10 protein-coding genes are annotated in these 15,033 nt (G+C 68.6%); 3 read left to right on the forward strand and 7 right to left on the reverse strand.

Annotated features, from left to right (window positions below):
* Positions 1-27 precede the first annotated feature (27 nt).
* Positions 28-2,283 carry a DUF6049 family protein gene (locus K2224_RS06580; protein WP_221905688.1) on the reverse strand — a complete coding sequence of 752 codons (2,256 nt, stop codon included), beginning with the start codon at positions 2,281-2,283 and terminating at the stop codon, positions 28-30.
* 249 nt (positions 2,284-2,532) lie between these two features.
* Here K2224_RS06580 and K2224_RS06585 point away from each other — a divergent pair, with 249 nt between their 5' ends.
* The gene (locus K2224_RS06585; protein ID WP_221905689.1) at positions 2,533-4,008 is read left to right on the forward strand and encodes a CCA tRNA nucleotidyltransferase; all 1,476 of its coding nucleotides are present in this window, start codon (positions 2,533-2,535) and stop codon (positions 4,006-4,008) included.
* Positions 4,009-4,181: 173 nt separating this feature from the next.
* Here K2224_RS06585 and K2224_RS06590 read toward each other — a convergent pair whose 3' ends face one another.
* The 4 genes from K2224_RS06590 to K2224_RS06605 form a co-directional block, all read right to left on the reverse strand.
* Positions 4,182-4,784, reverse strand: a complete 603-nt coding sequence (locus tag K2224_RS06590) for a hypothetical protein (RefSeq protein WP_221905690.1) — start codon at positions 4,782-4,784, stop codon at positions 4,182-4,184.
* Positions 4,785-4,907: 123 nt separating this feature from the next.
* Entirely contained in the window at positions 4,908-6,176 is a 1,269-nt protein-coding gene (locus K2224_RS06595) for an MFS transporter (protein WP_221905691.1), read from the reverse strand.
* A 76-nt stretch (positions 6,177-6,252) separates the two neighbouring features.
* Positions 6,253-7,335: an inositol-3-phosphate synthase gene (locus K2224_RS06600; RefSeq protein WP_221905692.1), complete on the reverse strand. Its 1,083-nt coding sequence runs from the start codon at positions 7,333-7,335 to the stop codon at positions 6,253-6,255.
* Between the two features lie 59 nt (positions 7,336-7,394).
* Positions 7,395-8,063, reverse strand: a complete 669-nt coding sequence (locus K2224_RS06605; protein ID WP_221905693.1) for a PadR family transcriptional regulator — start codon at positions 8,061-8,063, stop codon at positions 7,395-7,397.
* Positions 8,064-8,424: 361 nt separating this feature from the next.
* Between K2224_RS06605 and K2224_RS06610 the strand changes: the two genes are divergently transcribed.
* Complete coding sequence (locus tag K2224_RS06610; protein WP_399017852.1) at positions 8,425-11,076, forward strand: transglycosylase domain-containing protein; 2,652 nt, start codon at positions 8,425-8,427, stop codon at positions 11,074-11,076.
* A gap of 134 nt (positions 11,077-11,210) precedes the next feature.
* Positions 11,211-12,692: a glycosyltransferase family 87 protein gene (locus K2224_RS06615; protein ID WP_221905695.1), complete on the forward strand. Its 1,482-nt coding sequence runs from the start codon at positions 11,211-11,213 to the stop codon at positions 12,690-12,692.
* 90 nt (positions 12,693-12,782) lie between these two features.
* Here the strand turns inward: K2224_RS06615 and K2224_RS06620 are convergent, their stop codons facing one another.
* Positions 12,783-13,814 (reverse strand): alanine racemase, encoded by a 1,032-nt coding sequence (locus K2224_RS06620; protein ID WP_221905696.1) that lies wholly within the window; start codon positions 13,812-13,814, stop codon positions 12,783-12,785.
* 60 nt (positions 13,815-13,874) lie between these two features.
* A complete protein-coding gene (locus tag K2224_RS06625) occupies positions 13,875-14,993 on the reverse strand; it encodes a peptidoglycan bridge formation glycyltransferase FemA/FemB family protein (protein WP_221905697.1) in 1,119 nt (372 codons plus the stop codon).
* Positions 14,994-15,033: the final 40 nt, after the last annotated feature.

Here is a 15,033-nt window from a genome sequence, read left to right on the forward strand (position 1 = left end):
TCGCCGGGCCTCCGGCCCCGTCGTCTATCAACGGTCCACTTTCTCACCCGAGCCGGAGGGCCCGGACTTTTCCGATCCGGTGTCCGGCGCGGGGTCACTCGGCTGCTCGGGGCCGCCGCCGGCCGTGTCACCGTCCTCGCCGTCCTTGTCCTCGGCGGCGGAACCGCCGTTGTCCTCGTCGTTTCCCTCGTCCTCGGGGTCCTCGGCGGCCGCCCGCTTGCGCTGGAGGTAGATCCGGACGCCGGCGAGCACGAGCAGCAGGACACCGCCGGCGATGACGAGCATCACAGTGGCGGTGATCTCGGTGACGTTCACGCGGAACGTCATGGGCTCACCGTAGGGCTTGCCGTCCGAGGTGTAGAGCTGGGCGGTCACCCAGGCGAGACCGTTGGCGTTCGCCGTGGTCTCGAACTTGAACGACTGGCTGTGGCCGCCGTCCACCTTGATCAGTTGTGACTTGCCCACGTCCAGGCGGTTGGGCTGTGAGGAGGTCAGCTTCAGGGTCAGGCCCTTGACGCCCTGCAGGAGGTTGTTCTGGACCGTCACCGGGATCGTGGCGCTGCGGCCGGAGAGCGTCGCCTCCGACTTGGGGATCAGATGGACCTTCTTGGACAGGCCGTCGAGATAGCCGCGGACCGAGGCGCGGAAGGCGGCTGCGCCCTTGGTGTCGCCCCGCCAAGACGTGGACATCTCGCGCATTATGGCGTTGCCGAACGGGGTGACCACGCGCTCCGGCTGGGCCAGGACCACCTGGAAGTCGGCCAGGGCGGTCTGGGTGTCCTCGATCTGCTGGAAGGCGTCGCCGGGCAGCTCCTCCCGACGCAGCCACGACGGGTACGCGGAGCGGGCGGGGATCTGGCGGTTGGCGTCCGGGTCGGGCTTGGCCTTGGCGGCGTCGCCGAGTTTCGTCGGCTGGACCCAGCCCGCCGACTCCAGGTTCCGCAGCGCGCCCGCCATCGCCTGGGCCTGGCTCAGCGAGGGCATCCGCTGCGGTGCGACGACGATGCTGCGCTGCTGCTCCGGATTCTCCAGGCCGATCATCTGAGCCTCGGCGAGGAACTCCTGGATCGCCAGGCTGGCGTTCCCGGATTTCGACATGTCGCCTTCGAAGGCCCGGGACAGCTGGGTGTCGGTGACGATGGCGGTGTTGCCGCCGCCGATGGGCCGGGCGGCGGTCGGGGTGTACGGCAGGCTGTTGTCCCGCAGGCTGTCGCTGCGGGTGATGACGTTGTGGGCGCCGGCCGACGTGGCGACGTCGACGACCGAGGAGTCGATGGCGCCGTTCACCGGCCAGGTGAAGTCGGTGCGCGGCTTCACCCCGAGGATGGTGTCCACGGCCTTCGAGGCGAGTTCGGTGGCCGGGCCGAGGTGGCTGAGCGAGCTGGGCACGCTCTTGCCGTGGTGGGCGAGCGAGGCCAGGTCCGGGTCGCCGAACGGCAGGGCGACGACCTCGTGGCCCTTCACGGCGTTCTCGAGATCGTTGAGCCACTGCTTGGCGACGGCTTGGTTCTTGCCCATCGGGCCGTCCGGGCCGTGCACGCGGTACGGCTTGGTCATCGCGTCGACGGTCGCGAGCAGATCGGGGTCGATGACAAAGGTCACCGGGAGGTTCTTGCCGAGCTCGACCATCTTCTGGAGCCGGCCGCCGTCCGCGATCTCCGCGGCGAGGTCGTCGTTGCGGAAGACGGGAGTCTGCTGGGCGTCGGCACCGGTCTCGGCCGTGAGGTGGGTGGTGGAGATCAGCGGCCACAGGTACGTGAGCTGGGTCTTCTTCGCCGGGGCGGCGCCTTGCCAGGGCAGGAAGGTCCGGTCGATGCCGAGGACCTGGTCGTAGGGCGAGCTCGCGGTGTGCCCGGACAGGGTGACCCCGAGTGGGTAGACGCCGTCGTCGCTGAGACCGAGGTCCTTGACCGGGACATTGACGGTGAAGGGCCGGCTGGCGCCCGGATCCAGCTTGTCGATCTTCTCGGTGTGGTTGTCGATCTCCTTGCCGTCCGCCCCCGGCAGATACCCGGTGCGCTTCGTCACAGCCTCGATGGAGCTGCGGTCGTTGAGCGCGGAGCCGCGGTGCAGTCCGACGTGGGCGTTGGTGATCGAGCTCTTGCTGTCGTTGGTCAGCGTGCCGGAGACGGTGACGGTGTCGTCCTTGCCGGGGGCGGCCGGCGACATCGCGTTGATCGTGACATTCACCGGGTGCGCGTCGGTCGGCGCCGCCTTGGCCGCGGGGGCGGGCAGGACCTGCAGCGTTCCTACCAGCAGGGGTACCCCGGTGAGCAGCGTCACGGTCCTGCGCAGCCACCGGCCACGCGGCCGTTCAGTCGCCTGGAACCCTGCCGCATCGGCCACGCGCTCGCCCGTCCCTCGTCGTCGTCAGTGGTCGTCGGAATGTGCGTCCACGAATGGTAACGAGGCCCGGCGCGCCGTAGTGCCGGGGACTGCGCCACATGATCACCACACCGGGAGTCTGTGTACCCCTTGTCCCCTTTATCAACGTGACGCCGGGTGCTGCGCGGCCACGTACCCTTTTCTGTTGTGCCGAACGCCAACAATGACTTCCCCACCACGCAGACCGAGCGGACTACGCAGCCGACGGACGCGCTGAACGACGCGCAGCGCCGTGCCGTGAGCGAACTGCTGCGGGTGTCCCCCGTCGCGGACGATCTGGCCCGCCGCTTCCAGGAGGCCGGGTTCACGCTTGCCCTGGTCGGCGGGTCGGTCCGGGATGCGCTGCTCGGCCGGCTCGGCAACGATCTTGACTTCACCACCGACGCCCGGCCGGAGGACGTGCTGAAGATCGTCCGGCCTTGGGCGGACGCGGTCTGGGAGGTCGGTATCGCCTTCGGCACCGTCGGGTGCAAGAAGAGCTCGTTCGACATCGAGATCACGACCTACCGGTCCGAGGCGTACGACCGGACCTCGCGCAAGCCCGAGGTGGCGTACGGCGACTCGATCGAGGCCGATCTGATCCGCCGGGACTTCACGGTCAACGCCATGGCGGTGCTGCTTCCGCAGAAGGAGTTCGTCGACCCGCACGACGGGCTGGAGGACCTGGCGGCCCGGGTGCTGCGGACTCCGGGGACGCCGCAGGAGTCGTTCTCCGACGATCCGCTGCGGATGATGCGGGCGGCCCGCTTCTCCGCTCAGCTGGACTTCGAGGTGGCGCCCGAGGTCGTCGCGGCGATGACGGAGATGGCGGAGCGCATCGAGATCGTCTCCGCGGAGCGGGTCCGTGACGAACTGAACAAGCTCCTTCTGGCGCCGAACCCGCGCAAGGGCCTGCGGCTGCTGGTCGAATCCGGGATCGCCGGCCGGGTACTGCCCGAGCTGCCCGCACTGCGGCTGGAGAGCGATGAGCACCACCGCCACAAGGACGTCTACGAGCACTCGCTGACGGTGCTGGAACAGGCCATCGACCTTGAGGACGACGGGCCTGACCTGGTGCTGCGGCTGGCGGCGCTGCTGCACGACATCGGTAAGCCCAAGACGCGGCGCTTCGAGCAGGACGGTCGGGTCTCCTTCCACCACCACGAGGTGGTCGGGGCGAAGATGACCAAGAAGCGCATGACCGCCCTGAAGTACTCCAACGACCTGATCAAGGACGTGGCGCGTCTGGTGGAGCTGCATCTGCGCTTCCACGGATACGGCACGGGCGAGTGGACGGACTCCGCGGTCCGCCGCTATGTCCGGGACGCGGGTCCGCTGCTGTCGCGTCTGCACAAGCTGACCCGCTCGGACTGCACCACCCGTAACAAGCGCAAGGCGGGGGCCCTGTCGCGCGCCTACGACGGGCTGGAGGAGCGCATCGCGCAGCTTCAGGAGCAGGAGGAGCTGGACGCGATCCGTCCGGACCTGGACGGCAACGCGATCATGGAGATTCTGGGCATCGGCCCTGGCCCGCAGATCGGCAAGGCGTACAAGCACATGCTGGAGCTGCGGCTGGAGCACGGCCCGCTGGAACACGAGACCGCGGTGGCCGCGCTCAAGGAATGGTGGTCCGCTCAGAGCTGAGGGCGCGGAAGCCCATACGGCAGGAGCCCGTGCGTCCGTGAAACCGGCGGTGTTTCACGTGAAACCGGGTTGTGCGCGACGGGGCGGCGTTTCACGTGAAACACGACGGCACATGATCGGCCGTTTCACGTGAAACACCGCCCCTCTCGCTATCCGAGAACCTTGCGCGTGCGCTACTTGGTGGGGGTCAGGCAGAGGACCATGGCCGTGTCGGCCCGCCGGCGGCGGTGCACCGTCTTGACGTAGGCGTCCTGTCCCGCGGAGCACACCGACGGGTCGGAGGAGCCGTTGTGCACCGCGGTGACCTTGTACTGGGCCTCCGCCGTTCCGCAGTCCACCACGGCCAGACCGTCGTCCAGTGCACTGCTGGACTTCTTGACGCAGTCACCGGCCTCGGCGCTGTCCGCGTCGTCCAGGCTGCTGATCCAGGCGGCCGCGATGACCATCAGGCCGATGACGACGCCAGCGCCCCGCAGCACCGCCTTGGGTGATCGGCGCGGACGGGTCGGCTGGGGAGGGACGGGCGGCCCGCCCTGCGGATAGGGCTGCTGCGGTGCCTGCGGAAAGCCGGGATGCGGCTGCTGGCCGTACGGAGGTTGGGGTTGCTGAGGGTAGGCGTATCCGACCTGGGGTGCCGGTCCGCCCTGCTGCTGCCCGAACGGGGATGCTCCGTAAGGGACTTGTGGCGGCGGAGCCTGTGGATAGGGGGCCTGGCCGTACGGCTGCTGCGCGTATGGGTTCTGGCCGTACGGGCTGTGCCCCTGCGGCGTGGTCATGGGAATCCCCCGATGGTGGTGCGTCCGGAAGTGATCTGTCCGAACGTGTGAATGACGCCCCGTAAGGTATCTGCTCCGGCGGGGTGGCATTGCTCGGGCGAGGGCGGCAGTCCGCCGGAGCGTTCAATGAGCTCCACGGTGTGCGAAGCGGGCCAGGGCTGTGGCGACCACGGCGTAGAGCGCGGCGACCGCGATGATCAGTACTGCCGAGCGCCCGTCGGGCGGCAGCATCAGGGCGGCCACCGCGGCGGCGCCGACGAACGCGACGTTGAACAGCACGTCGTAGATGGCGAATACGCGGCCGCGGAAGGCGTCGTCGATCGAGGACTGGACCACCGTGTCCGTGGTGATCTTGGTGCCTTGGGTGCCCAGGCCGAGGACGAACGCGGCCACCAGCATCGGCGCCGGCCGGAAGAACAGTCCGAGTGCGGGGGCCAGGACCGCGCCCGAGGCGGCGCAGCAGGCCATCCAGCCGAAGGCGCCGAGGCGCCCGACCGCCGAGGGCGTGACCACCGCGGCCGCGAAGAACCCGGCTCCCGACACGGCGACGGTCACGCCGAGCAGCGCCAGGCCCTTGGACGTGCTGCTGGACCAGGCGTAGCGGCACAGCATCAGCACCATGACCGTCAGCGCGCCGTAGCAGAAGCGGACCAGCGTCATCGCGGTGAGCGCACCGGACGGCGTGGGGCGCGCGGCGAGATGACGCAGCCCCTCCACCAGCCCCCGCGCGGTGCTGAACAGTGCTTCTTTCAGGCGGGGTTGGAGTACGGACGGATCGGGCCCGAGCAGTTGCGGAGTCATCCGCAGGGCGGTGAGGGCGGAGCAGAGATACAGCAGTGCGGCGAGCAGCACCACGATGACGTCCACGTCCGCGCCGGCCAGCCGGATGGCGAAGGCGAGTCCGCCGCCGGCGGTCATGGCGAGCGTTCCGGCCGTGGGGGCAAGGGAGTTGGCCATCACGAGCTGCTGGCCGCCGTCGACCACCCGCGGCAGGGCGGCCGAAAGCCCGGCCAGGACGAAGCGGTTCACCGCGGTCACGCACAGCGCGGAGACGTAGAAGAGCCAGTCCGGGACCTGTAGCGCGATCAGTACCGCGGTGAGCGCGGCGAGCAGGGTGCGCAGCAGGTTGCCGTAGAGCAGGACCTGTCGCCGGCGCCAGCGGTCCAGCAGGACGCCGGTGAACGGTCCGAGGAGGGAGTACGGCAGCAGCAGGATCGCCATGGCGGAGGCGATCGCCTCGGGCGACGCCTGTTTCTCGGGCGAGAAGATGACGAAGGTGGCGAGCGCTGCCTGGAACACCCCGTCGGCGGCCTGGGAGAGAAGCCGTGCGGCAAGGAGCGAACGGAAGTCGCGCAGGCGGAGTAACACGCGGAGATCGCGCACAGCATGCATGAGGCACAGCCTCACACAGCCCGCCGGCCTCCGGGAGGAATACCCGGAGGCCGGCGAAGTGAGGATGCGGGAGCGGTCAGCGCTCGACCTCGCCCCGGATGAACTTCTCGACGTTCTCCCGGGCCTCGTCGTCGAAGTACTGCACCGGCGGCGACTTCATGAAGTACGAGGAGGCGGAGAGGATCGGGCCGCCGATGCCGCGGTCCTTGGCGATCTTGGCGGCGCGCAGCGCGTCGATGATGACACCCGCGGAGTTCGGGGAGTCCCAGACCTCGAGCTTGTACTCCAGGTTCAGCGGGACGTCACCGAAGGCACGGCCCTCCAGGCGGACGTAGGCCCACTTGCGGTCGTCCAGCCAGGCGACGTAGTCGGACGGGCCGATGTGGACGTTCTTCTCGCCCAGCTCGCGGTCGGGGATCTGGGAGGTGACGGCCTGCGTCTTGGAGATCTTCTTGGACTCCAGGCGGTCGCGCTCCAGCATGTTCTTGAAGTCCATGTTGCCGCCGACGTTCAGCTGCATCGTGCGGTCCAGGATGACGCCCCGGTCCTCGAAGAGCTTGGCCATCACACGGTGCGTGATGGTGGCGCCGACCTGCGACTTGATGTCGTCCCCGACGATCGGCACACCGGCCTCGGTGAACTTGTCCGCCCACTCCTTGGTGCCGGCGATGAAGACCGGGAGGGCGTTGACGAACGCGACCTTGGCGTCGATGGCGCACTGGGCGTAGTACTTCGCCGCGTCCTCGGAGCCAACAGGGAGGTAGCAGACCAGGACGTCGACCTGCTTGTCCTTGAGGACCTGGACGATGTCGACCGGGGCCTCCGGGGACTCCTCGATCGTCTCCCGGTAGTACTTGCCGAGGCCGTCGAGGGTGTGGCCGCGCTGGACCCGGACGCCGGCGTTCGGCACGTCGCAGATCTTGATGGTGTTGTTCTCGCTGGCGCCGATGGCGTCGGCGAGGTCCAGGCCGACCTTCTTGGCGTCGACGTCGAAGGCGGCCACGAACTCGATGTCACGGACGTGGTAGTCGCCGAACTGCACGTGCATGAGGCCGGGCACGCGGTTGTCGGGGTCGGCGTCCTTGTAGTACTCGACGCCCTGTACCAGCGAGGCGGCGCAGTTGCCCACGCCGACAATGGCTACGCGAACCGAACCCATTCCGGTTGCTCCCTGTGATCTCGATGAGGGCCTGTACGGCAGGGCCTCATGTGGTGGTGTCATTCGGACGGATCCGGCCGGGAACCACCCCGGTGCCGGGGCAGGCCGCCCGCATCTTTTGACTGGTTGCTCTCGTCCTGTGCCGCGGAGTCCGATGTGCGCTGGTCGCGGCCGGCGCGCTCACTCTCGATGAGCTCGTTCAGCCAACGGACCTCGCGCTCCACGGACTCCATGCCGTGCCGCTGCAGTTCGAGGGTGTAGTCGTCCAGCCGCTCGCGGGTTCTGGCCAGGGAGGTGCGCATTTTCTCCAGGCGCTCCTCCAGCCGGCTGCGGCGGCCTTCCAGTACGCGCATCCGCACGTCCCGCGACGTCTGGCCGAAGAACGCGAAGCGGACACCGAAGTGCTCGTCCTCCCAGGCGTCCGGCCCGGAGTGGCTGAGCAGCTCCTCGAACTGCTCCTTGCCCGCCGGGGTCAGCCGGTAGACGATCTTGGCTCGGCGTCCGGTCAGCGCCGTGGGGGGAACGCCCTCCGGGGCGCCGCCCGTTTCCTCCACCAACCAGCCGTTCGCGACAAGTGTCTTGAGGCAGGGGTAGAGGGTGCCGTAGCTGAACGCGCGGAAGACCCCGAGTGAGGTGTTGAGCCGCTTGCGCAACTCGTAACCGTGCATGGGGGATTCCCGGAGCAGGCCGAGGACGGCGAACTCGAGGATGCCGGAACGCCTGCTCATCCTCCGCCTCCTGGGCCCTGTGCGGTCTTTGTCTCGTGCTGATGTATCGACTCGATACATCCAGACGATAGATCGGCACCCTGGGCGGAACAAGTGGTCGGACGGTGAACGGCGTCACATCACTTATTCGTGCGACGCAACCTGACTGTTTTGGAGTGAATTTCAACGCTGGGCAGGTTTTGGCCGTGCGTAGTCTGTGCGGCATGCAGACTGCCGGGAACCGTGGGCCTATACGTGACGTCCCTGACCTCGGTGTAGTGCGGCCCGCGCGTCAGGAACGGGTCGTGCATCGGGGGGACCTGATGACAACAGCCGCCTTCAGGCGACGAGAAAGCGCGCCTGCCCGAGGAGTATTCGTTCCATGAGCGAGCACCGTCGCAAACCACCCCAGCCGAATGGTGGCGGGCGTGCCGCTGCCAGACGCGCCGCACCGTCCACCGGACGCCGTGCTGTGCCGCCGCAGGGTGCTGGCGCCACGCCTCCGCCGCCGCAGCCGCGGCCGGGCGGACGCGCCGAGGCCCGCCGGGCCGCCCAACGAGGCGGACGCCGGCGGCAGCCCGATGCCGCGGCAATGGCTTCCGGAGGCGGTGTCGGCCATGGCGGCGGCCGCCGTGGCGGAGGCGGTGGCGGCGAAGGGGGCCGTGGACGCGGCCTGGGTGGCGGAAAGCCGCCCAGGAAGCGTTTCATCGACTACCCGCGGTCCAACCACACCGGCTGGAAGCGGTGGATGCCGTCCTGGAAACAGGTCGCCAGCATGTGCGTCGCGGTCGCCGGCCTGGTCGTGGGGGTGGCCGGCGTCGGTCTCGCGCTGGTGCAGGTGCCCAACGTGAACCAGGCTGCCAAGTCGCAGAACAACGTCTACCTCTGGGCCGACGGCAAGGTCATGGCCCGTGACGGGGAGACCAACCGGCAGCTGGTCGACATAAGCGAGATCCCGCTTTCCATGCAGAATGCGGTGATTTCGGCAGAGAACGCCTCCTTCCGTCAGGACCACGGTGTGGACCCGATGGGTATCCTCCGGGCCCTGTTCAACATGGCGCGGGGCGGCGACACCCAGGGTGGCTCGACCATCACTCAGCAGTACGTCAAGAACGCGATGCTGAGCCAGGAACAGACCCTGGACCGGAAGTTCAAGGAACTTTTCATCTCGATCAAGGTGGGCTGGAAGCAGTCGAAGGACCAGATCCTCGCCGGCTACCTGAACACCAGCTACTTCGGTCGGGGGGCCTACGGGATCCAGGCGGCGGCCCAGGCCTACTTCGGGAAGGACGCCTCCAAGTTGAACCCGAGCGAGTCGGCCTTCCTGGCCGCCACGCTCAAGGGCGCCAACCTCTACGACCCGGCGGGCGGTATCGGCGCGAACGCCACTCCGGCCCTCAACACCCAGCGGGCCAAGGAGCGTTGGGCGTGGATCCTCGACCGCATGGTGGCGAACGGCCACTTGAAGCCGGCGGAGGAGGCCCAGTGGAAGGCCAAGGGCTTCCCCATGCCGCAGCAGCCCAAGGCGGGGGCCAGCAAGGGCGGGCAGATCGGCTATCTGATCGACGTCGCCAAGAAGTACGTCCTCAAGCACCGGCCGGACATTCCTGAGGCCCGCTTCGACAAGGGCGGCTACACGATCCGGACGACCTTCGACCAGAAGAAGACCAAGGAACTCGCCGCCGCGGTGAAGAAGGTCGACGACCGCTACATCGATCCGAAGAAGCGGCCGGAAAAGGACAAGTACGTCCAGTTCGGCGCTGCTTCGGTGGTGCCGGGCGACGGCAAGATCGTGGCCCTCTACGGCGGCGACGGCTACGACAAGGGGCACTTCAGCAACAACGCCGACACCTACGGAGTGCCGGTCGGTTCGACCTGGAAGCCGTTCGTCCTGGCCGCGGCGATGAAGTACGGGAAGGCCGGCAGCGACCAGCCGCTCTCGCCGGACAGCAAGTACAACGGCGACGACCATCTCAAGGTGAAGAACGCGGACGGCAGCTTTGTCCTCAAGAAGGACAACACGCCCTTCTACCAGGTGAACGAGAGCAACTATCCCTGGGGCTACATCACCTTGCGGAAGGCGATGGAGCAGTCGGTCAACACCCCGTTCGTACAGCTCGGCATGGATGTCGGGATGGACAAGGTGCGGGATATGGCGCAGGCCGCGGGCATCGCACCGTCCAGCTTCGACCGGAACCTCAACCCGTCCTTCGCGCTGGGGACATCCACGCCGAGCGCGATCCGGATGGCCGACGCCTACGCCACCTTCGCCGCCTCCGGTACGCAGGCGGAGCCGTACTCGGTGACCAAGGTGATCTCGGAGGGCAAGGAGCTGTCCGGCTTCGACAAGCCGACGCCGCACGCGTCGGCGATCGATGCGAACATCGCCAACAACGTCACCGATGTGCTGGAGAACGTGGTCAAGAACGGCACGGGCCAGCAAGCGAAGAAGCTCGACATGCCGGCCGCGGGCAAGACGGGGACCACGGACGAGAACAAGTCGGCCTGGTTCGTCGGCTACACCAAGCAGCTGTCGACGGCCATCACCATGTTCCGTGAGGACGCCCAGAACCCGCGCCAGCTGTCCATGAACGGTGTCGGCGGCTTCGACTCCATCCACGGTGGCGCGCTGCCCACGGAGGTGTGGACGCAGTACATGCTGCAGGCGATGCAGGGTCTTCCCCCGCTGCCGTTCCCGGCGGCCGACCCGATCGGCCAGGTCATCAACGAGCCCGGGATGCCGTCGCCCACGCCGACGCCCACCCCGAGCACCGCGTCGCCGACCCCGTCGGGATCGCCCAGCAGCTCGGCCACTCCGTCGCAGAGCGCGAGCCCGACACCGACGCAGAGCTGCTCCCCCTGGGACATCCACTGCAAGAACCACGGTGGGGGCCCCGGTGGTGGCACGGGCGGTGGCCCCGGCGGCCCGGGTGGTGACACCGGAGGCACGCCTCCCACGACACCGGACCCGACCAGCGGCGGGAACAGCGGAGGAGGAATCTTCGGCGGGCCCACCGGCGGCGAAAGTCCCTGAGCGTTTCACGTGAAACACGGCGGCAGATGACCGGCCGTTTCACGTGAAACATGGCTCCACGAAGCCCCCGACCCGGATTCACCGGGCGGGGGCTTCGTCGCGTTCGTCCCCGCCCCGTACGGCAGGATGGGGCCATGACGAGCCTGCGACAGGACGAGCCCGTACGGCCGACGAAACGGGATGAGGTGGCCGCGGCCGGCAGCGAGCTGATCGGCGGACCGATCGGCCGGCGCGCGCTGCTCGGGGCGTCCCGGCTGACGCCGGTGCGGGTCATCGCGCTCGTCGCCATCGGTATGTTCGCGCTCGGCATGGTGCAGAAGCTGCCCTGCTACAACGGCGGTTGGTTCTTCGGTGCCACCAGCCAGTACGTCCATGCCTGCTACTCGGACATCCCTCACCTCTACGCGGGCCGGGGCTTCGCCGACGGGCTGATCCCGTACTTCGACAGGCTGCCCGGCGACATGCAGTATCTGGAGTACCCGGTGCTGACCGGGCTCTTCATGGAGGTCGCCTCCTGGTTGACGCCGCACAGCGGGGCGATCCAGGACCGGGAGCAGATCTACTGGCTGGTCAACGCCGGCATGCTGATGGTCTGTGCGGCCGTCATCGCGGTCTGCGTGACGCGTACCCACCCGCGGCGCCCCTGGGACGGGCTGCTGGTGGCGCTCGCGCCGGCCTTCGCTCTCACCGCGACCATCAACTGGGACCTGCTGGCGGTCGCGCTGACCGCCGCGGGGATGCTGATGTGGTCACGCAGCCGCCCGCTGGCGTCCGGTGTCCTGATCGGGCTGGCGACCGCGGCCAAGCTGTACCCGGTACTGCTGCTGGGCCCGCTGCTGGTGCTGTGCTGGCGGGCGGGGGCATGGCGCGCGTACGGTCGGGCGGTTGTCGGCGCGGTGGTGGCGTGGCTGGTGGTGAATCTGCCGGTGATGATCACCCACGACGCGTCCGGCTTCCACATCCGCGAGGGCTGGGCGAAGTTCTACACCTTCAGCCAGGAGCGGCCCATCGACTTCGGTTCGGTCTGGCTGCTGATCTCGCAGCGCACCGGCAATCCGTTGGAGAACGCCAATCTCTACGCGTCGCTGCTGATGGTCCTGGGCTGCGGCGCCCTTGCGCTGCTGACCCTCTACGCACCCCGCCGGCCCCGCTTCGCACAGCTCGCCTTCCTCGTCGTGGCGCTGTTCATCCTCACCAACAAGGTCTATTCGCCGCAGTACGTCCTGTGGTTGATCCCGCTCGCGGCACTGGCCCGCCCGCGGTGGCGGGACTTCCTCATCTGGCAGGCGTGCGAGGTGATGTACTTCCTGGGCATCTGGATGTACCTGGCCTACACCGGCAACGGCGACAAGCACCAGGGACTGCCGCCGGAGGGCTACCAGCTGGCCATCGCGCTGCACCTCCTCGGCACGCTCTATCTGTGTGCCGTGGTCGTCCGGGACATCCTGCTGCCGGAGCGCGACGTGGTCCGCCGGGACGGGGACGACGACCCGTCGGGAGGCGTGCTGGACCGGAGCCGCGATGTGTTCGTGCTCGGCCGGGCGCACCACGCGCCACGGCACGCGGTGCACTTCGAGGCGGCGCCACGGGTCCGCTGGGGCATCGCACGGGACTGAGCAGGAGCAGCGAAAAACGCCGGGGGCCCGGTGCGGCGGAGTCTCCGCGGCACCGGGCCCCCGGCGTCGGTGTGTGCCGGGCCGGGCGCCTCAGCGCTCCACGAGGCGGTCGTACTGCGTGGTGGTGTGCCGGAGGTGGGCCACCAGTTCCTCGCCCACCTTGGGCTCGGGGGCGTCCGCCGGCACGAAGAGGATCGACACCTGCATGTGCGGAGGCTCGGCGAACCACCGCTGCTTGCCGGCCCAGACGTACGGCGCGAGATTGCGGTTGACCGTCGCCAGGCCGGCGCGGGCCACACCCTTGGCGCGCGGCATCACACCGTGCAGCGCCTTGGGCGACTCCAGCCCGACACCGTGCGAGGTGCCGCCGGCCACCACGACGAGATAGCCGTCGGCGGTTGCCTTCTGCTGGCGGTAGCCGAAACGATCACCCTTGGCGACGCGGGTGACGTCGAGCACCGAGCCGCGGTACTCGGTGGCCTCGTGGTCGCCGAGCCAGAGTCGCGTGCCGATGCGTGCGCGGAAGCGGGTCTGCGGGAACTGCTGCTGGAGGCGGGTGAACTCGTCGGGCTTGAGGTGGCTGACGAACATGGTGTGCAGCGGCAGGCGGTTGGCCCGCAGCCGGTCCATCCACCCGATGACCTCGTCGACCGAGTCCGAGCCGTCGGTGCGGTCCAGCGGGAGGTGGATGGCGAAGCCCTCCAGCCGGACGTCGTCGATGCCCGCGGCCAGCTTCGGCAGGTCCTCCGGCCTGACGCCGTGCCGCTTCATGCTGCTCATGACCTCGATGACGACCCGGGCACCGACCAGCCCGCCCACGCCCTCGACCGAGGAGACCGAGCGGATCGCCCGGTCCGGCAGCGGCACCGGCTCCTCGCCGTGCCGGAACGGCGTCAGCACCAGCAGGTCGCCGCTGAAGTAGTCCTTGATCTGGGCGGCTTCGTAGGTCGTGCCGACCGCGAGAATGTCAGAACCGAGCCCGGTGGCCTCCTCGGCGAGGCGTTCGTGGCCGAAGCCGTAGCCGTTGCCCTTGCAGACCGGGACGAGCCCGGGGAACTGCTGGAGAACGCTCTGCTGATGCGCCCGCCAGCGCGCGGTGTCGACGTAGAGGGTGAGCGCCATGGCCGGCCCGGAACCTTTCTCGTGGGGTGTGTCAGAAGTGCGGACGGTGCCGTGAGGTGGTCAGCGTCGCGACATGTAGAGGTCGAGCGCCTTGTGCAGGAGCTTGTTGAGCGGGAAGTCCCACTCGCCGAGGTACTCCGCAGCCTGCCCGCCGGTGCCGACCTTGAACTGGATCAGACCGAAGAGGTGGTCGTTCTCGTCCAGCGAGTCGCTGATGCCGCGGAGGTCGTAGACGGAGGCGCCGAGGGCGTAGGAGTCCTGCAGCATCTTCCACTGCATCGCGTTGGAGGGCCGGACCTCGCGGCCGATGTTGTCCGAGGCACCGTACGAGTACCAGACGTGCCCGCCGACGACGAGCATGGTCGCCGCCGAGAGGTTCACGCCGTCATGGCGGGCGAAGTAGAGCCGCATGCGGTTGGGGTCCTCGGAGTTGAGGGCGGACCACATGCGCTGGAAGTAGCTGAGCGGGCGCGGCCGGAACTGGTCGCGCTTGGCGGTGATCTCGTAGAGCCGCTGCCATTCGGCCAGGTCCTCGTAGCCGCCCTGGACGACCTCGACGCCGGCCTTCTCGGCCTTCTTGATGTTGCGGCGCCACAGCTGGTTGAAGCCCTTGTGGACCTCCTCCAGCGAACGGTCGGCCAGCGGCACCTGGAAGACGTAGCGGGGCTGCACATCGCCGAAGCCGGCGCCGCCGTCCTCGCCCTGCTGCCAGCCCATGCGGCGCAGGCGGTCGGCGACCTCGAAGGCGCGCGGCTCGATGTGGCTGGCCTCGACGTCCCGCAGCCGCTTGACGTCCGGGCTCTGGATGCCGCTCTTGATCGCGGCGGAGTCCCAGCGGCGGATGATGACCGGCGGGCCCATCTTCACGGAGAAGGCGCCCTGCTGCTTGAGGTGGTCGAGCATCGGCCGCAGCCAGTCCTCGAGATTCGGCGTGAACCAGTTGATGACTGGGCCCTCGGGGAGGTATGCGAGGTACCGCTTGATCTTGGGCAGCTGGCGGTACAGGACCAGACCGACGCCGACCAGCTCGCCGGACGCGTCGAACCAGCCCAGGTTCTCGGACCGCCACTCGGCCTTGACGTCAGCCCAGGCCGGGACCTGCATGTGGCTCGCCGCGGGCAGGCTCTGGATGTATGCCAGATGCTGCTCTCGACTGATGGTCCTCAGGGTCAGGCTCATGCGGGGCGCTCCTCGGCTGGTGTGTCCCCTTGGTTCGGGG

This window comes from Streptomyces sp. BHT-5-2 (assembly GCF_019774615.1).
Taxonomy (GTDB): Bacteria; Actinomycetota; Actinomycetes; order Streptomycetales; family Streptomycetaceae; genus Streptomyces.